Source organism: Vreelandella salicampi (assembly GCF_013415105.1).
Classification (GTDB): domain Bacteria; phylum Pseudomonadota; class Gammaproteobacteria; order Pseudomonadales; family Halomonadaceae; genus Vreelandella; species Vreelandella salicampi.
Genome location: NZ_JACCDF010000011.1, coordinates 88,313 through 107,855, shown reverse-complemented (window position 1 = coordinate 107,855; position 19,543 = coordinate 88,313). Strand labels below are relative to the sequence as shown.

At 55.7% G+C, this 19,543-nt stretch carries 19 protein-coding genes and 1 pseudogene; 16 read left to right on the top strand and 4 right to left on the bottom strand.

The genetic code is table 11. The features are described 5' to 3' along the window. Positions 1–44: 44 nt before the first annotated feature. Positions 45–557, bottom strand: coding sequence for a carboxypeptidase-like regulatory domain-containing protein (locus HZS81_RS12830; RefSeq protein WP_179930962.1), 513 nt, complete (start codon positions 555–557; stop codon positions 45–47). A gap of 386 nt (positions 558–943) precedes the next feature. On the opposite strand from HZS81_RS12830, the gene HZS81_RS12825 reads away from it, so the two are divergent. Next, positions 944–2,002 (top strand): CNNM domain-containing protein, encoded by a 1,059-nt coding sequence (locus tag HZS81_RS12825; RefSeq protein ID WP_179930961.1) that lies wholly within the window; start codon positions 944–946, stop codon positions 2,000–2,002. A gap of 18 nt (positions 2,003–2,020) precedes the next feature. Here the strand turns inward: HZS81_RS12825 and HZS81_RS12820 are convergent, their stop codons facing one another. Then, complete coding sequence (locus tag HZS81_RS12820) at positions 2,021–2,986, bottom strand: calcium/sodium antiporter (RefSeq protein WP_179930960.1); 966 nt, start codon at positions 2,984–2,986, stop codon at positions 2,021–2,023. Positions 2,987–3,179: 193 nt separating this feature from the next. Between HZS81_RS12820 and HZS81_RS12815 the strand changes: the two genes are divergently transcribed. The 5 genes and pseudogenes from HZS81_RS12815 (at position 3,180) to HZS81_RS12800 (ending at position 6,514) form a co-directional block, all read left to right on the top strand. Next, positions 3,180–3,548 carry a hypothetical protein gene (locus HZS81_RS12815; RefSeq protein ID WP_179930959.1) on the top strand — a complete coding sequence of 123 codons (369 nt, stop codon included), beginning with the start codon at positions 3,180–3,182 and terminating at the stop codon, positions 3,546–3,548. 122 nt (positions 3,549–3,670) lie between these two features. Next, on the top strand, positions 3,671–5,137 hold the full coding sequence (locus tag HZS81_RS12810; RefSeq protein WP_179930958.1) for a dihydrolipoyl dehydrogenase: 1,467 nt from the start codon (positions 3,671–3,673) through the stop codon (positions 5,135–5,137). A 34-nt stretch (positions 5,138–5,171) separates the two neighbouring features. Then, positions 5,172–5,285, top strand: a pseudogene (locus HZS81_RS18235) (DUF6746 family protein); the annotation flags it as partial. Between the two features lie 228 nt (positions 5,286–5,513). Beyond that, positions 5,514–5,717, top strand: coding sequence for a hypothetical protein (locus HZS81_RS12805; RefSeq protein ID WP_179930957.1), 204 nt, complete (start codon positions 5,514–5,516; stop codon positions 5,715–5,717). 20 nt (positions 5,718–5,737) lie between these two features. Further along, positions 5,738–6,514 carry a ZIP family metal transporter gene (locus HZS81_RS12800; RefSeq protein ID WP_179930956.1) on the top strand — a complete coding sequence of 259 codons (777 nt, stop codon included), beginning with the start codon at positions 5,738–5,740 and terminating at the stop codon, positions 6,512–6,514. 84 nt (positions 6,515–6,598) lie between these two features. Here HZS81_RS12800 and HZS81_RS12795 read toward each other — a convergent pair whose 3' ends face one another. Continuing rightward, entirely contained in the window at positions 6,599–7,615 is a 1,017-nt protein-coding gene (locus HZS81_RS12795; protein ID WP_179930955.1) for an isocitrate dehydrogenase, read from the bottom strand. 283 nt (positions 7,616–7,898) lie between these two features. Between HZS81_RS12795 and HZS81_RS12790 the strand changes: the two genes are divergently transcribed. From HZS81_RS12790 to HZS81_RS12750, 9 genes are all read left to right on the top strand, one after another. Next, the gene (locus HZS81_RS12790) at positions 7,899–9,308 is read left to right on the top strand and encodes an NfeD family protein (protein ID WP_241697494.1); all 1,410 of its coding nucleotides are present in this window, start codon (positions 7,899–7,901) and stop codon (positions 9,306–9,308) included. A gap of 60 nt (positions 9,309–9,368) precedes the next feature. Further along, complete coding sequence (locus HZS81_RS12785; protein WP_179930954.1) at positions 9,369–10,154, top strand: slipin family protein; 786 nt, start codon at positions 9,369–9,371, stop codon at positions 10,152–10,154. Between the two features lie 59 nt (positions 10,155–10,213). Then, positions 10,214–11,080 (top strand): DMT family transporter, encoded by an 867-nt coding sequence (locus HZS81_RS12780; protein WP_179931011.1) that lies wholly within the window; start codon positions 10,214–10,216, stop codon positions 11,078–11,080. 347 nt (positions 11,081–11,427) lie between these two features. Beyond that, positions 11,428–12,918: a SulP family inorganic anion transporter gene (locus tag HZS81_RS12775; protein WP_179930953.1), complete on the top strand. Its 1,491-nt coding sequence runs from the start codon at positions 11,428–11,430 to the stop codon at positions 12,916–12,918. A 50-nt stretch (positions 12,919–12,968) separates the two neighbouring features. Then, positions 12,969–13,829, top strand: a complete 861-nt coding sequence (locus HZS81_RS12770; protein ID WP_179930952.1) for a universal stress protein — start codon at positions 12,969–12,971, stop codon at positions 13,827–13,829. Between the two features lie 117 nt (positions 13,830–13,946). Next, positions 13,947–15,101, top strand: a complete 1,155-nt coding sequence (gene cfa, locus HZS81_RS12765) for a cyclopropane fatty acyl phospholipid synthase (protein WP_179931010.1) — start codon at positions 13,947–13,949, stop codon at positions 15,099–15,101. A gap of 4 nt (positions 15,102–15,105) precedes the next feature. After that, positions 15,106–16,101 carry an arsenic resistance protein gene (locus tag HZS81_RS12760; RefSeq protein ID WP_338401859.1) on the top strand — a complete coding sequence of 332 codons (996 nt, stop codon included), beginning with the start codon at positions 15,106–15,108 and terminating at the stop codon, positions 16,099–16,101. Between the two features lie 94 nt (positions 16,102–16,195). Then, positions 16,196–16,876 (top strand): TVP38/TMEM64 family protein, encoded by a 681-nt coding sequence (locus HZS81_RS12755; protein ID WP_179930951.1) that lies wholly within the window; start codon positions 16,196–16,198, stop codon positions 16,874–16,876. A gap of 147 nt (positions 16,877–17,023) precedes the next feature. Then, complete coding sequence (locus HZS81_RS12750) at positions 17,024–17,881, top strand: universal stress protein (RefSeq protein WP_179930950.1); 858 nt, start codon at positions 17,024–17,026, stop codon at positions 17,879–17,881. Between the two features lie 15 nt (positions 17,882–17,896). Here HZS81_RS12750 and HZS81_RS12745 read toward each other — a convergent pair whose 3' ends face one another. Then, positions 17,897–19,087, bottom strand: a complete 1,191-nt coding sequence (locus HZS81_RS12745; RefSeq protein WP_179930949.1) for an MFS transporter — start codon at positions 19,085–19,087, stop codon at positions 17,897–17,899. 109 nt (positions 19,088–19,196) lie between these two features. Between HZS81_RS12745 and HZS81_RS12740 the strand changes: the two genes are divergently transcribed. After that, positions 19,197–19,538 (top strand): TraR/DksA family transcriptional regulator, encoded by a 342-nt coding sequence (locus HZS81_RS12740; protein ID WP_179930948.1) that lies wholly within the window; start codon positions 19,197–19,199, stop codon positions 19,536–19,538. The last annotated feature ends 5 nt before the right edge of the window (positions 19,539–19,543 follow it).

Below are 19,543 nucleotides of genomic sequence, written 5' to 3'. Positions count from 1 at the left end.
TGAGAGAAAGCACCGTCATTGAAAACGGTGCTTTGCACAAGCCGTTAAATTTGGCCGAGGTACTGCATTTCGTCTAGCAAGTGTGAAGGCACGTCTTCCACTAGGACGAGTGTGATTTCAGAGTCGCCGTTTGCGGTGGTAGCAACGCTTTCGCCGAGCGAGGCATTGAGGCTATCGGGGGAGAGGTTGTACATCGCTCCGGTAAGCGGGTCGACGATTAGCCAACCGATAAAGCCACCAAAAATGAGGTTGCCGCCGATGTACCAGCCGTTAGGCGTGGAATTTACCATCATGGTGCGCGACTCGTAGCCATCTTTTGAAATTTCGACAGTATAAGTTTTGCCGCCAAAATAGCTACCATCAGCTTTACGCAGCTGAACGGTGGTCGGCGTGGTAGCAGAGTGAACCTGTTGGCTACGCTCGTCAGTGATCACAACGTTGGCGTTACTCGGTGCGCTGTTGATAGTAACCGACTGTTCTTTTTCTCCAACAATTGAGGCACAGCCAGATAGGACGCTTAGCGCTGCTACGGCGGCGGCAATTTTCAGTTTTTGCATGGTGTTCCCTTGTTGATCCATCAGTGTTTTTACGCAGCGAGTGCTGCTTCCTTAAAGCCGCCTTCATGGCAGCAGCATTTGGCAAATGCCAAAATTCTTTGCTGGGCTAAGCAGTATGCTGATTTAGTTGGTTTTCGCTTTCTGCCCGTAAAGGGGCGTAACATACGCGGAGACGGTAGGGGGATCAAGGCGCGTTCAGCAAAGGAATTGCGCTGACGCAAAAAATATAATTCTTTGTAATCTATGGATTATTTTCTTGTGCGATATGTCTTACAGGATGAAGTGTATCCGTGGCGTAAGTGCTAACTGATATGCCGTGTTAAACTATTGCTTCTCCTTGCGCTTACCCCTATAAAGGCGTTGCCACTTCTTACCCATGGACCCTTATGTTCCTGCTGATTCTAACCGCCGTGCTATCTATCGGTATCTCGTTTTTATGTTCCATTTTGGAAGCTGCGCTGCTTTCCATTACCCCCAGCTACATTGCCACTCTAAAAGATGATAACCCTAAGCTGCACGGGGCATTGCGGGACCTAAAAGCCAATATTGACCGCCCGCTAGCGGCGATTCTGACGCTGAATACCATTGCCCATACCGTGGGCGCGACGGCGGTGGGTGCGCAAGCAGCGGTGGTCTTTGGCGAATCGTCGATTGGCATTGTGTCGGCGGTGATGACGATGCTGATTCTGGTGCTCTCCGAAATTATTCCCAAAACCATCGGCGCGACTTACTGGCGCGGTGTGTCAGTGATTTTGCCGCGCACGCTGAAAGTGATGATCGTGTCACTGCTGCCGTTTATTTGGTTGTCTGAGCAGATCACGCGTCGGCTGGGAAAATCCGAGCACGATGTCGACCTGCGCGATGAGATTAAGGTGCTGGCGCGAATCGGTTTGGAAGAGAGCGTGTTAGATGCCGATGAGTCGCGCACCATCATCAATATGCTCAACCTTCACGATATTTCGGTAAGCAAGGCGATGACCCCGCGTACCGTGACGGAAACGGTTCTGCCGTATATGACGGTGGCCGAGTTTGATGAGCAGTACGGAAGGGCGCCTTTTACCCGCTTCCCGGTGATGGATAATGGCGAACAGGCATTTGGCTATGTTCACAAAGCGGATATGTATCACGTCGATGGACAGAAGACGATGAAGGAGATGATGCATCCCATTGGTAGTGTGGATGTCTCCCACAACGTTGAGCAAATTTTCACCGCTATGCTCAAAGACCGCCTCCATATGCGTGTGATTTACGATGAGCACGGCACTTTTGTTGGCTTGATTACCCTAGAAGACATTATCGAGACAATTTTAGGGCAGGATATCGTTGATGAAACTGATAGCGTCGATAACCTGCGCAACTACGCCAAGCAGCGCTGGCTCAAGCGGATTAAGCATAGGCAGGACGCTCAGCAAGAGACTTCATCGGGCGTCAACCCACGGAGCTAAAAAGCGGCCGGGGAGACATTAAAACGTCGTCGTTACTAGATAAGTTGTGTAGCCAATAAAGCAGGCAAGCAAAATACCGCCTTCTACTCGGTTTATCCGGCCGGTACCACGGAAACCGTAACCGATGACGAAGAGCGATAACGTCAGGGCTGTCATTACAGCGAGGTCACGGCTGAGCACTTCCGGCGCCACCGCCATGGGAGATATCAGCCCGGCAATACCGACCACCGCCAGGGTATTGAAGAGGTTAGAGCCTAAAATATTGCCTAGGGCGAGGTCGTGCTCCCCTTTTCGCGCGGCGATCACCGAGGAGGCGAGTTCCGGTAACGAGGTGCCCACGGCGACAATGGTCAGCCCGATAATCAAATCGCTCACGCCGAAAGCCGTCGCCAGATCCACCGCTCCCCAGACCAGAATCCGAGAGCTAACAATTAGCAGCGCGAGACCCAAAATCAGCCAGAAAACGGCTTTTTTTATCGGCATGGCTTGTCTATCAAGCTCTGCCTCAACCTCGGTCGCCATGGTGTCGGTTTTTTGCTTCATACCCTGGTAAACCGACCAGGCAATTAAGCCAGCAAAGACAACAATAAGCACTAGCGCGTTGGCGAAGCTCAGCATGCGATCCCAAAGCAGCCAGAACGTCAGCAGAGTGATAAGCGCGAGTAACGGCAACTCTTTTCGCAGTACCTGCGAGTGAACGGCAATAGGGCTAATCAAAGCGGTGATACCCAGAATCAGCGCAATATTGGTGATGTTCGAACCATAGGCGTTGCCAAGTGCTAGCCCAGGGTTGCCCTGAGTGGCCGCCAGGGCGGATACCACCATCTCCGGTGCTGAGGTACCAAACCCCACCACGACCATACCAATCAGAAGCGGCGGCATGCCGAAGTGGCCGGCGGTTATCGCAGAACCTTCAACGAATTTGTCAGCGCTCCAGACCAGCAGGGCGAGACCAAACACAATGGCAAAGAGCGCTAAAAGCATGGTGTGTTCCTATAATGAAAGGGACCTTCGCAAACTGTCAGTTTGCGTCGAACCCATTGCGGTTGCAATCTGGCTCAAGCGAATTAAGACCTAGGGTTGTCAAGAGGCGCTGAGAGTTAAACGTTGACTTATCTCAAGGATAGGTTTAATTTACATAAGTTAATGAGAATCAGTTTTATCTAAAGGTGCTCCCATGACGGCTGAACAGCGCCAGCTTCGCCAAACACTTATTTTTCTACGTACCTCGTTTGAAGCCGTGCAGCACTCCATTGCCGGTCGCCTTGATGACCCGTTGCCGTGTTGGCTCGATGCGAGCCTGCTTGCCATGTTGAGCCGCGAACTCAAACGCTGTTATCAGGAAGCCGCCTTGGTGAACCCGCCCGTCGCAAAACAGCTCCTCGTCGCCTCTCAAAACAGCGATTTACTGCTAAAACAGTGCCCCGGTGTACTAAGCAGCGCGGTGTGCTACCGCCAACTCGAAGCGGTATTAATACCACTGCACTCGGCCATTTCACTCCTTACCTACTCGAAAAAACGCAGCTGGCCCTGGCAGCGGCGTTAATCTGGCGTATCGCCTAATTCCATAGAATAGCGGCAGCGCGCGGCATTTTGTCTACCTTGATATAAGGTTATGCATCGATATGCCATCGTAAGCTATCGATATTATTATCAAGGAGACACTTCATGCAGCAGCGTCATACCGATATCGCCGTGCTTGGCGCCGGTAGTGCGGGACTTAGCGCTTGGCACACGGCAAAAAAATACACCGATGAGGTGGTCTTAGTCGAAGCTGGTGAGTACGGCACCACCTGCGCTCGAGTTGGGTGTATGCCCTCCAAGTTATTGATTGCCGCCGCAGAAGCCGCGCATCGTGTGCGCCATGCCAGCACCTTTGGTGTGAATGTCAGCGGTATCGATGTGGACGGCAAAGCGGTAATGGCGCGGGTGAAAGGCGAGCGCGACCGTTTTGTGGGTAGTGTGCTCAAATCGATGAAGCGTATCCCTGAATCTCACCGCATTCGCGGGTATGCGCGCTTTATCCAGCCGCATACGCTGCAAGTTGATGACCATACCCAGCTGACCGCCAACGCGATTGTCATCGCCACCGGCTCACGCCCGAGTTGGCCGGGGATGCTGGAGTCCGCTGGCGACCGCTTGATTGTTAACGATGACGTCTTCGAATGGGACACGCTGCCCGAATCGGTGGCGGTTTTTGGCCCCGGCGTGATTGGCTTGGAGTTAGGCCAAGCGCTTAGCCGCCTGGGCGTGCGTATGCGTATGTTCGGCGTGGGCGGCGCAATTGGGCCGCTACAATCGGAGAAGGTGCACCAAACGGCGGACGAGGTGTTCAACCGAGCGTTCTACCTCGATGCTGACGCTGAGGTGAAACACATTGAACGCCAAGGCGAGGGAGTCGCGATCACCTTTATCGAGCGGGGCAGTGGTCGTGAGCTAACCGAAACCTTTGACTACGTACTCGCCGCGACCGGACGCAAGCCCAATGTCGACCAACTCGATATCGCAAACGCTGAGCTTTCCTTGAATGAGCATGGCGTGCCCAACTTCAACCGCTTTACTTTGCAGTGCGCGAACGCCGACGGCAGTGACAGCCATATTTTTATCGCCGGTGATGCCAACCAGGCGGTGCCGCTTTTGCACGAGGCGATTACCGAGGGACAGATTGCCGCGCGCAACGCCGCTAACCTTGAGAATGTACAAGTTGGCCGACGCAATGTGCCGTTATCGGTGGTGTTTACCGAACCGCAAATAGCCATGGTGGGGGATAACCGACCGGCGTTGGAAGCGCGCTACGGTGGCTGCGACTGCATCGCCGAGGGCGGTGTTTCATTTGGCGATCAAGGGCGTGCCATCGTGATGGGCGAAAATCACGGCTATATGGCACTTTTTGCGGAACACGGCACGGGTCAGTTTTTGGGCGCCGAGCTTTTAGGGCCGCAGGTGGAGCACATGGCGCATCTATTGGCCTGGGCGTTGGAGCAGAAGCTCAGCGTCAGCGAGATGCTGACCATGCCGTTTTATCACCCGGTGTTGGAAGAGGGACTACGCACTGGCTTGCGCGACCTGAATGCCAACTTGAAACAAGGCTCGGCGATTACCGAACGCTGCATGGAGTGTGGACCAGGGGGTTAACGCGGAAATGCAATAAACCGACGCAGACGTCGATGCGATGGCCGTCTCGCTGGAGGAAGTTCGCTTAGGCTCTGAAACGCTGGATCAAGAGCGCGTTGCCACTAACGGCGCGGATTTCCTAGAAGCTGCGCAGACGCTAGTCGAATAGCCAGTAGTTTCTTGCAAGCCAAGCGGCCCGGTCATTTGATCGGGCCGCTTACGTTAGGCAAAGGCTTACGGTGATGTAGGCGCTTCCCATGCGAGCGGCTTTGGCTATTCGTTAAGTAGGTTAAGGCGCTGTGAGCTACGAAATAGAAATATTGAGAATAAGTATATTCGTTTCTGTATATGGGGTGGATTGCGCAGGCGTGCGTGCCACCCTAGAATGCGTCTATAAATGCCGACCTCTCTCATAATCCCCAACGTCGCCTTAATAGCAGTCATGCAGACCTTCTGGCGGTTGGGGGATCACCACACGTCGTTGTGCGATTTGCTCGCCGAGATAGGGCGCTATTGTGAGCCGCTGCTTGGCAATTTAGCCACGTCGTCAGACCCAGCGCCTGACGGCGCTTATATGGCCGTACTTAACGACTTTTCTTAACCATAAGGCTAACAATTTACATGGAAAACACAGTATTAGTGGGTTTTCTCGGCAGTCTGATTGCGGGGTTGTTGACCGCCGTCGGTGCCTTGCCGGTATTGCTGGGTAAAGCACCTGACCGTGGCTTTCGCGATCTCGCGCTAGGGTTTGCCGCCGGGGTAATGCTCGCGGCGTCGTTCTTTTCGCTGATTATTCCAGCGCTGGACGCTGCTGAAGTCTATTACGCTGGCGGGGCGGTGCCGGCAGCCATTGTGTGTATTGCTATCTTGGTGGGGATGGGCGCGATAGCCCTGCTCAATGAGCGCTTGCCCCACGAACACTTTCAACAAGGTCGCGAGGGCCCTGAGGCCGCCTCATTGCGCCGGGTGTGGCTGTTTGTGTTTGCCATTGCGATTCATAACTTCCCCGAAGGGCTAGCGGTAGGCGTAGGGTTCGGCGCCAACGGTGTTTCCGGTGGGATGCCGCTTGCCATTGGTATCGGCTTACAGAACATGCCCGAGGGTTTGGCGGTGGCAATCGCGTTGATGGGCGAGGGCTACTCGAAGTGGCGTTCTTGGAGCATTGCTGCATTGACGGGGCTAATCGAGCCGGTAGGCGGGCTGTTGGGCGCTAGCATTGTTTCGGTGTCTCAAGCGCTTTTGCCCTGGGGGCTCGCGTTTTCCGCCGGGGCCATGCTGTATGTTATTAGCCACGAGATTATTCCCGAATCCCACCGCAGCGGGCACCAAAAGAAGGCCACTTTTGGGCTTGCGATGGGGCTTGTGATCATGCTGTTTTTGGATGTATGGCTAGGATAAGCACGACATCCAGCAACGCCATAACAAATGCCATCGGCCTCCCTGCGCGTGCAGAAGCGTTAGGCAAAAAACGCTGGCGACGGCTTACTTGGCTTTTACCTGCTCAACCAGCGCATCGGCGAAGGTGTCGGTGCTGCCGGTGCCGCCCATGTCCGGGGTGACCATATCGCGGCGGCGTTCGAGTACATCGCGAATGCCTCGGCGGATAGCGGTGCCTTTCTCGTTCATGCCCAGGTGATCGAGCATCTGGGCGGCGGCGAGCAGTAGCGCGCAGGGGTTGGCCAGTTTTTTACCTTCGATATCCGGCGCCGAGCCGTGAACGGCCTCGAAAATCGCCGCGTCTTCGCCGATGTTGGCGCCCGGCGCAAGGCCCAAGCCGCCAACCAAGCCCGCGCACAAGTCAGACATAATATCGCCGAACAGGTTAGTGGTCACGACGACGTCAAACTGGTGCGGGTTCATTACCAGCTGCATGCAGGCGTTATCGACGATCATCTCTTGGAATTCGATCTCGGGGTACTCTTTGGCGATTTCCCGCGCGACGTCCAAAAAGAGCCCTGAACTTGTCTTGATGATGTTGGCTTTATGTACGGCGGTGACTTTTTTGCGGCCGTTGTTTTTCGCCAGCTCGAAGGCGTAGCGCACGATGCGCTCGGAACCTTCGCGAGTCACTTTGATCACCGAAAGCCCTGTGTTGCCGTCGTCGATCAACTCCTGGCCGTCAGAGAGGTAAGCGCCTTCGGTGTTTTCGCGCACGGTAATCATGTCGATATCGTCGTAGCGCGAACGCGTACCGGGGAAGCTCACTGCCGGGCGCACGTTGGCGTAGAGGTCAAAATGGCGGCGCAGTTGCACGTTGATTGAAGAGAAGCCTTTGCCAATCGGCGTGGTGAGCGGGCCTTTTAGCGCGATACCCAGTTTTTCGATGGTGTCGAGCGATTCCTGCGGAATCAGCGTGCCGTGCTTTTCCAGCGCCGTCAGGCCAGCATCGATAAATTGGTAATCCAAACCGCAGTCTAGCGCGTCAAGAACGCGCAGGGTGGCATCCATAATTTCGGGACCGATGCCATCGCCTTTAATGACCGCAATAGACTGGCTCATGTCTTACTCCTCTTGATAATGGCGGGAAATCGGCGGGGTAGAACCGATTCAACGTGGACTGACGGGTATCGTCTTGTGCGTGGCAATGGTACGTCAACGTAGGACAAAACGTCACCCTGCAAAGGCCGTAGAAAAGCGCGCTTGCGGGTTATTCAAACGTTATTCATGCTTTATACGCTAAGTAAAATATCTTGAGTGAAAGCACGTTGAGTAAAAAAAGTAGAACCTGCTAGCCTGAAAAGAAACCTCACGGTGACGCTGCCCTGCGGTTAAAGGAGTGTTCATGCACACGCGACGCTTGGGAATGTCCGCAAAATTTATCGCGCTTTTCTGTTTTCTGGTGGGCACATTAATGCTTGCTTGGCAGGCTGTGGCGCAAAATAGCGAAGCCGATAACGTGTCTGGTAGTGACGCTAGTGCGCTGGTGCTGACGATTGACGGCGCTATCGGCCCCGCCACCAAAGATTATTTTGAGCGCGGTTTGCGCACGGCGCGTGAGCAGGGCAGTGACGTGATGATCGTCACCCTCGATACGCCCGGCGGGTTAGTCGACACCACCCGCGATATGATCCGCGAGATGCTCAACGCTGATATTCCGGTCGCGATGTACGTATCGCCGAGCGGTGCACGGGCGGCGAGTGCAGGCACCTATTTGCTCTACGGTAGCCACGTCGCGGCGATGGCGCCAGCGACCCATTTAGGCTCCGCTACGCCGGTACAGATGGGTGGCGGTGGGTTGCCCGGTACCGGCGATAGCGATGATGCCGAGCCGAGTGAAGAGAGTGGAAACGGCGCCGATACGGAGCAAAGCGACGGCGTCAGCGCCATGGAGCGCAAAGTATTGGAAGACGCCGTGAGCTTTATTCGCAGCCTGGCCGAGCGCCACGGCCGCAATGCGGATTGGGCCGAAGACGCGGTGCGCAATGCGGTAAACCTTACCGCCTCAGGCGCGCTGGAAGACAACGTCATCGATATCGTCGCCAGCGATATTGATGATTTGCTAACCCAGATGGACGGCATGACGGTGGTAATGGAGCGTGGTGAACGCACGCTGAACACGGCCGATTTACGCGTTGAGCGCTTCGACCCGGATTGGCGGACCGAGGTGCTCTCGCTAATTACCAACCCCAATATCGCTTACTTTTTACTGATCATCGGCTTTTACGGGCTAATTTTTGAGCTCTCCAGCCCCGGCAGTCTTTTCCCCGGCACAATCGGGGTGATTTCACTACTGCTAGCGCTCTTTGCGTTTCAGGTGCTGCCGATTAACTACGCGGGTTTAGCGCTGATTTTGGTGGGGCTGGCGCTGATGGTCGGTGAGGCGTTAATGCCTAGCTTCGGTGTGCTGGGCGTCGGTGGTATAGCGGCTTTTGTGTTGGGGTCGGTGATGCTAATGGATAGCGAGTACTTGGCGATTTCCTTGCCCATGATCGGCGGTGTGGCACTGGTTTCGGGCGGACTAATACTGTGGACACTCACGCGTTTTATGACCCTACGGCGTCGCCCGGCGCACACCGGTGCCGAGCAGTTGGAAGGTTCTTACGCCAAGGTGCTGGAAGATTTTGACGATGAGGGCCATGTGCGCTTACACGGCGAGCGCTGGAATGCGATCACTAATGCCCCGGTGAAAAAAGGCGACGAGGTGAAAGTCCTGCGTCTTGATGGTTTAACGCTTTTTGTGACGCCCCCTTAGCAGTGAAGCTTTAGGGTTTTTGGCTTTCAATCGACGCTTAACGTTGAAAAGAGGTGCCCGATGATTCTTTCGTATCTTGTCCCCGTCGTTTTGGTGGTGATGCTGATCGCCGCCTCGATTCGCATCTTGCCCGAGTACAAACGCGGGGTAGTGTTCTTTCTGGGCCGCTTCCAGACGGTGAAAGGACCAGGCCTTGTGATCGTGATTCCCGGTATCCAAAAAATGCAGGTGATAGACTTGCGCGTCATCACCATGGACGTGCCCGAACAGGACGTGATCTCTCAAGATAACGTCACGGTAAAGGTCAACGCGGTACTCTATTTCCGCGTGGTCGATCCGGAAAAAGCCGTCATCCAAGTGGAGAACTTCACTCAGGCTACCAGCCAGCTGGCGCAAACCACGCTGCGCTCAGTATTAGGTAAGCATGACCTGGACGAAATGCTTTCCGAGCGCGACAAGCTCAACGACGATATTCAGGAAATCATCGACACCCAGACCGAAGCATGGGGCATCAAAGTCGCTAATGTCGAAATCAAACACGTGGACCTGGATGAAAGCATGATCCGCGCGATTGCCCGCCAGGCAGAAGCCGAGCGCGAACGTCGTGCCAAGGTGATTCACGCCGAAGGTGAGCTTCAAGCCTCGAAAAAGCTGGTCGAGGCGGCCAACGTGATGGATGAAAATTCCGCCGCGCTGCAGCTGCGTTACCTGCAAACCATGAGCGATATGAGCAACAAAAACGCGTCTACCATTGTGTTCCCGCTGCCCATGGACATTATGGAGGCGTTCAAGGACATGAAAGCCAAACACGCAGCGCCAAACGATGCGGGTAAAAACGACGCGTGAGCCAAACGTTACCAGAAACCGGCGCACAACCTCTCTCACACCGGCAGCAAGGGCTTTTGATGACCGCTGGTGGGGCGCTGATTATCTCCCCCGATGCGCTGCTGATTAAGCTTATTGGCCTGCCGGATTTGGATATCTTGCTTTGGCGCGGTCTGCTCACGGCGTTGGGCTTTATGCTGATTGTGGCATTTCGCCAAGGCCGTGGCTTTGTCAACGCTTACCGCCGTTGCGGCTGGACCGGCATTGGCGTCGCCGTGCTATTCAGCTTTTCCACCTTTGGTTTCGTGCTCGGCAATCAATATACCAAAGGCGGCAACGTGCTGATGATTTTAGCCAGTGCGCCGCTGATAGCTGCTGCGCTCTCGCGGGTTTTCCTCCACGAACGCCAGCCGCGGCGCACCTGGGTGGCGATTTTTCTCTGCCTGTTGGGCACATCGTTGATCGTGTTGGACGATGCGGGCGCGGGCTCTTGGGTGGGCAACGCCTTTGCGCTACTCGCGGCGACGTCATTGGCGGCCAACTTTACCCTGTGCCGCACACGCCCGGGCGTGGATATGAGCCCGATGCTTACGCTCGCGGGGCTAATGGTGGCCACGGTGGCCCTCGTCGTCAGCGGCTTTGGCGAGCGTTTAATCGTGCCGTCTTCGGCGAGCTGGGTGTGGCTAGTGGTGTTGTGTTTGGGGCTTTTGCCGCTCGGGTTTACCTTGATTCAACGTGGCCCACTCTATTTACCCGCGGCGGACGTGGGGCTTTTGATGCTCTCTGAAGTGGTGGTGGGCACGCTCTGGGTATGGTGGATACTCGGTGAGCAGCCTGCGCCCATTGGGCTTTTGGGCGGGGCATTAGTGATTGGCACCCTTTTGGTGAAGGGGCTTTATGAACGCCGCCTGGAGATGCGGCAGCGCAGCAGGGTGCAGGCCAGCTGATTTGCTGCTAAAATCCGTCGCCTTCGTTGCGCGACTTTAGGCGCATTACCGTTAAAACGCACAGGCATAGTTCACTGTCATGTCGATTCCTTTCACGACATTTACCACTTTCTCAGGGCTGATGACTCCGCCCTAGGTCTTCCCTGCCATCGCTTATGACCGCCCGGCGTTCACGACGCTGTCCCGGCGGCACGGCATCCTTGTGTGGCTCATTGTGATATGGCCCGCAAAGCCTGCGTCATCTCCGCATCCGCGGTTCTCTTTTTTTGCTGTCTTCGTGCGATTCTGGCGCGCCTTGGGGTGCTGTCATTGAGTTGCTTGTTTCACTCCCAACCCTGGACCCTCGAATGTACGAAAAATTCAAACTCTCCTGGCTTTCGAACCTGAAGGGCGACACGCTCTCGGGCATCGTCGTCGCGCTCGCGTTGATTCCCGAGGCGATTGCGTTCTCGATTATCGCCGGCGTTGACCCCAAAGTTGGCCTTTACGCCTCGTTTGCCATCTGTGTGATTATCGCCTTTACCGGTGGCCGCTCGGGCATGATTTCCGCCGCGACCGGCGCCATGGCGTTATTGATGATTACGCTGGTCAAGGAGCATGGTCTTGAGTACCTGTTAGCAGCGACGCTGTTAACCGGGGTGCTGCAGATTATCGCCGGCTACCTGCGCCTGGCGGATCTGATGCGCTTTGTATCGCGCTCGGTGGTGACCGGCTTCGTTAACGCCCTGGCGATTTTGATCTTCATGGCGCAACTGCCCGAGCTCACCGGGGTGACCTGGCATGTTTATGCCATGACGCTCGCGGGCCTGGCGATCATCTACGGTTTCCCCTACTTGCCGGTAGTGGGTAAGTCGATTCCTTCACCGCTGGTGTGCATTGTGGTGCTCACCGTCGTGTATATGGCGACGGGCATGGAGATCAGAAGCGTGGGCGATATGGGCGAGCTGCCCGATAGTCTGCCGATCTTTTTGTGGCCCGACGTGCCGCTGAACCTGGAAACGCTGATGATCATCCTGCCCTATTCGCTAATGCTGGCGGTGGTGGGGCTTTTAGAGTCGATGATGACTGCCACCATCGTGGATGATCTCACCGACACCAAAAGCGACAAAAATCGTGAGTGTAAAGGCCAGGGCATTGCCAACATCGGCTCGGGCTTGATTGGCGGCATGGCGGGCTGCGCGATGATCGGGCAGTCGGTGATTAACATTAAATCCGGTGGTCGTCGTCGTACGTCAACGCTGATCGCGGGTATTTCGCTGTTGCTGATGATCGTGTTCCTCGCCGACTGGGTTTCACAGATCCCCATGGCGGCGCTGGTCGCGGTGATGATCATGGTGTCTATTGGTACCTTTAGCTGGGAGTCGATTCGCGACCTGAAAAAGCACCCGATGAGTACCAATATGGTGATGGTCGCGACCGTGTTAGTCACCGTGGGTACGCATAACCTCGCCATTGGCGTGTTTGTCGGTGTGCTGTTGGCGGCGATGAACTTCGCCAACAAAGTGGGCAATATTCTCTATATCGGCTCGAAAGAAGTCGAACCGGGCGTTGAGCGTGAATACGAGATCGTCGGCCAGGTGTTCTTTGCCTCTTCTGAAACGTTCATCGGCGCCTTCGATTTCAAAGAAAGCATCGATAAAGTCACCATTAATCTTTCCCGTGCGCACTTCTGGGATATTACCGCCGTACAGGCGCTAGACCGGGTGGTGATCAAGTTCCGCCGTGAAGGTACCGAAGTCGAAATGATTGGCCTAAACGAAGCCAGCGCGACCATCGTTGACCGCTTCGCGGTACACGACGACCCCGAAGCCGTGGAAAAACTGATGGGCGGCCACTAGTTGTTGCCAAGACCTGGTCGTTGCCAATCGACCCAGACAAGGAGAGTAAGATGAGTGATCACGTAATGGCCGCGATTGACGGCTCGCAGTTTTCCGAAAACGTGTGCGACTACGCTGCATGGGCAAGCCTTGCGATGGATGCGCCGCTCACGTTTGTGCACGTGGTGGATAACCACTCAGAAGTGCCTGAGGACGCCAACCTGTCGGGTAATTTGCGCCTTGGCGCGCGCGAAAAGCTGATGAAAGAGCTCTCAGACCTTGATGAGCAGCGTGCTAAAATCAACCGCGAGCAGGGCAAGTTGATGCTGGAAGCGGCCAAGCAGCGCGCGATTGATGACGGTGTGGCGGAGCCCGCTACGCGTCAGCGTAACGGCACGTTGGTGGAAACCCTAGTAGAGCTTGAGAAAGGCGTGCGCCTTTTAGTGGTAGGTAAGCGCGGCGAAACCGCCGATCAGGCCTCCGGCCACTTAGGCTCTAACTTGGAGCGCGTAGTGCGCGAAATGCATCGCCCGATTTTGATGGTGCCAAGTGCTGCGTATAAAGTGCCAGAAAAGGTCATAATGGCGTTTGATGGCAGTAAAACCGCGCGCAAAGGAGTGGAAATGCTGGCGAAAAGCCCGCTATTCAAAGGGGTTGTTTGCCACGTGGTGATTGTCGGTGCGGATACCGGCGAAAACCGCTCGCAGCTGGAGTGGGCACTAACCACCCTGCGCGATGCCGGGCACGAAGCCGAAGGCGCCATTCGCGCGGGTGAAGTGGAAGCCACGCTGCACGCTTACGAAAAGGAGAACGGCATTGACATGATGGTGATGGGGGCCTATGGGCACTCACGTATTCGCCATTTACTGGTGGGTAGCACCACCACCGAGATGCTGCGTAACAGTCATATTCCCGTATTGATTTTGCGCTAACCCTTAAAGCCGGCCCGCCTTGCGAGAGCCGGTTTTTTCATAGCGCGCTAAATTCCTACTAAGATTATTCAAGAATATGTGACCTTTTCCCAACGGCAAGAGGAAACAATCTTGAATATGACACCGCTGAAAAAAAGCGACGTCGGCTTTGATCTGTCGATATCTTCTCACCAATACGTGGCGGATCTCCTTGCGCAGGCGAATATTGAGATAAACGGTGAGCGACCGTGGGATATGCAGATCAACGCCCCTGGCGTGATTGAAAATGCGCTATCGCGCGGTAATCTCGGGCTGGGTGAGAGCTATATGAACGGTGACTGGGATGCCGAGTCGCTGGATCAGTTTTTCTATCATTTAATGCGTGCCCAACTGCATCTGCGCGTGAAGCCCACGCAGCTGGTTTATCATTCGCTGAGAGTGAAGCTTTTTAATCGCCAAAGCGCCAAGCGCGCCTGGGAAGTGGGGGAAAAGCACTACGACCTGGGTAACGAATTTTACGCCGCCATGCTCGACCAGCGGATGACTTATACCTGCGGTTACTGGAAAAACGCCTCCAACCTCGATGAAGCGCAAGAGGCCAAGCTCGACCTGATTTGCCGCAAATTGCAATTGAAACCCGGTATGCGCGTGCTCGATATCGGCTGCGGCTGGGGCAGTTTTATGGCCTACGCCGCCGAGCATTACGGCGTGGAGTGCGTGGGGTTAACCATCTCCAAAGAACAGGCGGACTTCGGCAAGCGGGTGATGAAAAAAGGTCTGCCGGTCGAGTTTCGTCTGCAAGATTATCGCGATGAAACGGAAGTCTTTGACCGCATCGTAAGCATTGGTATGTTTGAGCACGTCGGGCGCAAAAACTATCGTGAATACATGGAGGTCGCGAACCGTTGCTTGAAAGAGGACGGACTCTTTTTACTCCATACCATTGGCAAAAACGTCACGGCTATGCCCCCTGACCCTTGGATTGATAAGTATATTTTTCCCAATGGTGAATTGCCGTCGCTTTGCCAAGTCACCGATGCCGCTGAATCGCTGTTTGTGGTCGAAGACATGCACAACTTCGGCGCCGATTACGATAAAACCCTAATGGCATGGCACGATAACTTTGAAGCCAACTGGTTCGATTTTCGTGAGCAGTTTGACGACGAGTTTTACCGCATGTGGCGCTATTACCTGCTTTGCTGTGCCGGGGCCTTCCGTGCCCGGCAAATTCAACTTTGGCAGTTTGTGTTGAGCAAAGAAGGGGTGGTAGGTGGTTACTCTCGCGTGAGTTGAGTTAGTGTCACACCTGCGCATTTACGGTGAGGTTGGCAAATACTTAATGCGAGATACGCTGGAAAAACATCAAGTGTGGCTCTATCTCGTGGCGATTGCTGCCGGTATTGTCACGGGCACTCGCTGGGATGCAGTGCACGCGTGGGAGGTGGCGTTGTGGCCGCTACTCGGTGTGCTGCTTTACGCTACCTTTACCCAAGTTCCCCTGTTGCATATCTCGCAGGCATTTCGCGATAGGCGATTTATGGCCGCGCTTGTGCTGGGTAACTTTGTGCTCATGCCGCTGGTGGTGTGGGCACTGGTAACGCTTTTTGCTTTAGAGGGCGCACTGCGGCTGGGCGTATTGCTGGTGTTGCTAGTGCCGTGCACCGATTGGTTTATCAGCTTTGCCCATCTTGGCCGGGGAGACAGTGCTGGCGCAATTGCCGCGACACCGGTGCTACTTTTACTGCAAATCGTGCTGTTGCCGCTTTATGTCGTGGTCATCATGGGCGAGCAGTTGGTGGGAGCCAATTTGTGGGCTCAATGGCTGCCTGCCTTCATTGGCCTCATTCTTACGCCGCTATTGCTGGCGTGGCTTACCGAGAAAGGGGCCGAACGTTATTCAGCCCTTCAGCGAACGGTAACGGTGATGGGCTCGCTCCCTATACCGTTGTTGGCAGCCGTGGTTTTTTTAATTGCCGCCTCGCAAGTTCAGTTGGTCATCGATACGCGCGAAACCCTGTGGCAGGTGGCGGTTATTTTTGTGCTTTATCTGCTTGCCGCCCCTTTGGTTGGAAAGCTTTTAAGTTTGCTTTTTCGTGTGCCCGTTGCGTCAAGCCGAACGCTAGTGTTTAGCCTAGGGACGCGTAATTCGTTTGTGGTGCTGCCCTTAGCGATTGCGCTGCCCGATATTTGGGCAGCGGCAGTGGTGGTGATTGTGCTGCAGTCGCTGATTGAGTTGCTGGGGATGGTGGCTTACCTAACGTGGGTGCCGCGTCTGGTGAAACCGCCGCGATAAGGTCTTGACGTCATAACAATGCGTTGGGCTTTGTATTGGGTCTGTTAACCGCATGGTGTAAGCTCATTTGCTTTCAATCACGGCAGGAATCGCCATGCCTCGGACCCTTATCACTGCGCTTAGCGTGTTGGCCACGTTAATCATCTTGGGCGGGCTTTGGCAGTGGTTGGCGATGCAGGATGTGCTCACGGTAGAGCTTCTTCAGCAATGGATCGCGACCTCTACCGCCTGGCGTGATAGCCCATGGATATTTGTTGCGGTAATGGCAGGATATGCCGCCACCCTTTTAGTGATGTTCCCGCTCAGTTTAATGGTGGCACTGACTGGCTTGGTGTTCGGTCCGGTGTGGGGGTTTGCCTATGCCACATTGGGGACACTGACCTCTTCCGTCGTGTCTTATTGGGTAGGCCGTAAGATAGGGCGCGAGGCGTTAATGGCCTATGGCGGGCGGCATTTGCACGGGATGTCGCGCTATTTGGCCCATCGCGGTGTTCGCACCATGACCATCATCAATCTTTTGCCGCTGGCGCCTTTTACCTTAACCAATATGCTGGCAGGGGCCTTCCATCTGCGTTTCCGCGATTACATGGTGGGGTCGACACTGGGTATTGTGCCGGGGATTGCCGCCGTCACTTTGCTGGGCAGCCAGCTTGGGGCGTTAGTCACCGCCAGCGATAGTAAAGACTTAGTGATGGCGGTATTGGGCTTGGCGGCCGGGGTGTTGTTACTCTTTGCCCTGCGCCGCTATACCCAACGTCGCCGTACCAAAAGTTAGCGGTGCCAAGAGCGTATCCACCCCCATAACGCGCATGTGGTATAGCAAGGCCAGTTATCACAAAGGGTGTTACCGCTATGATAGTTCGTGTAGAAAACACTACGACAACAACAAAACGTCAATGCACCCGCTTAAGAGAGACACGCAATGACCGATCAGGTGTTGGCCGCCATTGATAGCTCACCGTTTTCAGAAGGCGTATGCGATTACGCCGCCTGGGCCGCGCAGTCGCTCGATGCGCCGTTAGATTTTGTACACGTGCTCGATAATCACCCACAAACCTCAGAACCTGACCTGACCGGCAACTTGGGGTTAGGCACCCGTGAACACCTGTTGGAGCGCCTTTCCGACGTTGAGGAGCAACATGCTAAAGTCGCCCGCGAGCAAGGGCGCTTAATGCTGGAGGCGGCCAAAGAGCGCGCCGTCAGCGCAGGCGTCGTTTCTCCCTCCACGCGCCAGCGCAATGGCACACTGGTGGAAACCCTGGTGGAACTCGAAGATGACGTGCGCTTGCTCGTGGTGGGCAAGCGCGGCGAAACAGCTCACCAGGCCAGTGGCCACTTGGGCTCTAATCTTGAGCGGGTGGTGCGCGAAATGCACCGCCCGATTTTGATGGTGCCGCGTGGCGAGTTTAAGGCGCCCGAAAACGTCATGATGGCGTTTGATGGCAGCAAAACCGCGCACAAAGGCGTGGAAATGCTCGCCAAAAGCCCGCTATTTCAAGGCGTCGCCTGCCACGTAGTGATTGTCGGCGCTGATACCGCAGAGAACCACTCCCAGCTTGAGTGGGCACTGACCACCCTGCGCGACGCCGGGCACGAAGCCGAAGGCACGATTCGCGCCGGCGAGGTGGAAGCCACGCTGCGCGCCTACAAGCAAGAAAACGCTATCGACATGCTTATCATGGGTGCCTACGGTCACTCTCGCATTCGCCACTTGCTCGTTGGCAGCACCACCACCGCGATGCTGCGCAACGCCCACTTGCCGGTGCTGATTTTGCGCTAGATACCACCGCGGGGTTTACTCACTTGTTGCTTTCGCTACCCTCAACACCGGCTGTGCCAGCAGCCAGCCGGCGATGATAAAAGCGAGCATCCCGGCGAGAATTACCTCGAAAGTGACGCCTGCCCCAAGTAGCCCACCAAGTACCGCCGGGGCGATGCCGGTGGAGAACACCATCGAGGCGCTGAGCGCGGAGCGTACCCGACCCAGATGCTCAGCGCCCCACAGCTTGATCAATAGCCCGGAGGCGACCAGTTCCTGCGCGCCCATGGCCAAGCCGCCGCCGACCATCAATGCCCATACGCTCACATGCCCGCCCACCAGTAGCGCGATCACCATGGCCAGCGCGTAGGGGAACAGATAGAGGCGGGCGAGCCGCACCGGGCCGAGTTTATCTACCCAGCGCCCGCCGAGTAGTGCCCCGGGCAGCTTGGCAATGCCCATGCCGGTTAGGGCCAGCGCGTACACGGTCAGCGAGCTGTCCAGTGCGTCGGTCAGCTGCGCTTGGTAGATGAAAAGCCCCGTCATGGTGATAGGCAGTGACATCAAAAGCGGCAGCAGCTGCCAGAAGTTGCGCTCGCGAAAAGGGTGCGGCCCTTTAGTGTCACGCTGAGTGGGCTTAGCGCCGGGGGCATTTGGCCACGGCGCTTTTATCAAAAGCCACGCCCAGGGCAGGGCGATTGTCAGCGCGAAAAGCCACCAAAACTGCTGCCAGGCAAGCCATACCAGCGTGACGGCAACCAGCGGCGGTAGTGCCGCCTCGCCAAGGGGAATCCCCAGGCTCACCAACCCCATCGCGCGACCGCGCAGCTGGGTGAATTCCCGCGCGGCGAGCGTGTTGCCCAAGTGGGTGAGCATTCCTTGGCCGCACAGGCGCACCAGCCCCAAGCCGAGAATCCCGAGCCACCACCAGGGTGAGAGCGTCAGCAGCGCAATCCCCCCGGCGAGCAGCAACAACACCGTCATGGCGAAACGGCGCGGCGAAATCCAATCAATCTTCGGCCCGAAGTGCAGCATGAGAAACCCTGACGCCAGTGTGACCACCGCGTAGCCGGTGCCAAACTGGCCAACACTCAAGCCTAGGTGCTCCGAGATAGGGGCCTGAAACAGGCCGATAAAAAAGCTTTGCCCCAGGCTTGAACTGAACATCGCTAAAAAGGCGATGCTCAGTAAAGGGCGGTGTTCACGCAGCAGCGTGCGATATCCCATGGCATTATCCCATAACAGTGTTCGTCAAAAGCGGCTCTCAACAAGTGAGATAAAAGCCGCTAGTGTAGCAGGCAGGCACCCCTTAATAGCTGACAAAGAGGAGACGGGCATGAATCATCCCGAGCTGGATGCCGATGCGGTCAGAGAAAAGCTTTTGCGATTGCGCGAAGAGCTGAAAGCAGAAAGCGAAGACAGCGAGTTTTCCCGCGATACGGTGGTGCTGGATCAAACCTCGGTGGGGCGGCTCTCAAGAATGGACGCGCTGCAGGGCCAAGCGATGGCGAAAGCCGAAGAGGAGCGCCGCCAGCTCAAACTCAAGCGCATCGTCGGCGCTCTGCAGCGGCTCGATAACGAGGAGTTTGGCGAGTGCATCGAATGCGGCGAATGGATCGGTGCCAAACGCCTGAACTGGGACCCGCTGGTTCTCAAGTGTATCGATTGCGCCGAGTAAGCGGC

Coding starts and splice junctions, on each gene's coding strand:
- HZS81_RS12830 (WP_179930962.1), bottom strand. CDS start 557: ATGCAAAAACTGAAAATTGCCGCCGCCGTAGCAGCGCTAAGCGTCCTA.
- HZS81_RS12825 (WP_179930961.1), top strand. CDS start 944: ATGTTCCTGCTGATTCTAACCGCCGTGCTATCTATCGGTATCTCGTTT.
- HZS81_RS12820 (WP_179930960.1), bottom strand. CDS start 2,986: ATGCTTTTAGCGCTCTTTGCCATTGTGTTTGGTCTCGCCCTGCTGGTC.
- HZS81_RS12815 (WP_179930959.1), top strand. CDS start 3,180: ATGACGGCTGAACAGCGCCAGCTTCGCCAAACACTTATTTTTCTACGT.
- HZS81_RS12810 (WP_179930958.1), top strand. CDS start 3,671: ATGCAGCAGCGTCATACCGATATCGCCGTGCTTGGCGCCGGTAGTGCG.
- HZS81_RS12805 (WP_179930957.1), top strand. CDS start 5,514: ATGCCGACCTCTCTCATAATCCCCAACGTCGCCTTAATAGCAGTCATG.
- HZS81_RS12800 (WP_179930956.1), top strand. CDS start 5,738: ATGGAAAACACAGTATTAGTGGGTTTTCTCGGCAGTCTGATTGCGGGG.
- HZS81_RS12795 (WP_179930955.1), bottom strand. CDS start 7,615: ATGAGCCAGTCTATTGCGGTCATTAAAGGCGATGGCATCGGTCCCGAA.
- HZS81_RS12790 (WP_241697494.1), top strand. CDS start 7,899: ATGCACACGCGACGCTTGGGAATGTCCGCAAAATTTATCGCGCTTTTC.
- HZS81_RS12785 (WP_179930954.1), top strand. CDS start 9,369: ATGATTCTTTCGTATCTTGTCCCCGTCGTTTTGGTGGTGATGCTGATC.
- HZS81_RS12780 (WP_179931011.1), top strand. CDS start 10,214: ATGACCGCTGGTGGGGCGCTGATTATCTCCCCCGATGCGCTGCTGATT.
- HZS81_RS12775 (WP_179930953.1), top strand. CDS start 11,428: ATGTACGAAAAATTCAAACTCTCCTGGCTTTCGAACCTGAAGGGCGAC.
- HZS81_RS12770 (WP_179930952.1), top strand. CDS start 12,969: ATGAGTGATCACGTAATGGCCGCGATTGACGGCTCGCAGTTTTCCGAA.
- cfa (WP_179931010.1), top strand. CDS start 13,947: ATGACACCGCTGAAAAAAAGCGACGTCGGCTTTGATCTGTCGATATCT.
- HZS81_RS12755 (WP_179930951.1), top strand. CDS start 16,196: ATGCCTCGGACCCTTATCACTGCGCTTAGCGTGTTGGCCACGTTAATC.
- HZS81_RS12750 (WP_179930950.1), top strand. CDS start 17,024: ATGACCGATCAGGTGTTGGCCGCCATTGATAGCTCACCGTTTTCAGAA.
- HZS81_RS12745 (WP_179930949.1), bottom strand. CDS start 19,087: ATGGGATATCGCACGCTGCTGCGTGAACACCGCCCTTTACTGAGCATC.
- HZS81_RS12740 (WP_179930948.1), top strand. CDS start 19,197: ATGAATCATCCCGAGCTGGATGCCGATGCGGTCAGAGAAAAGCTTTTG.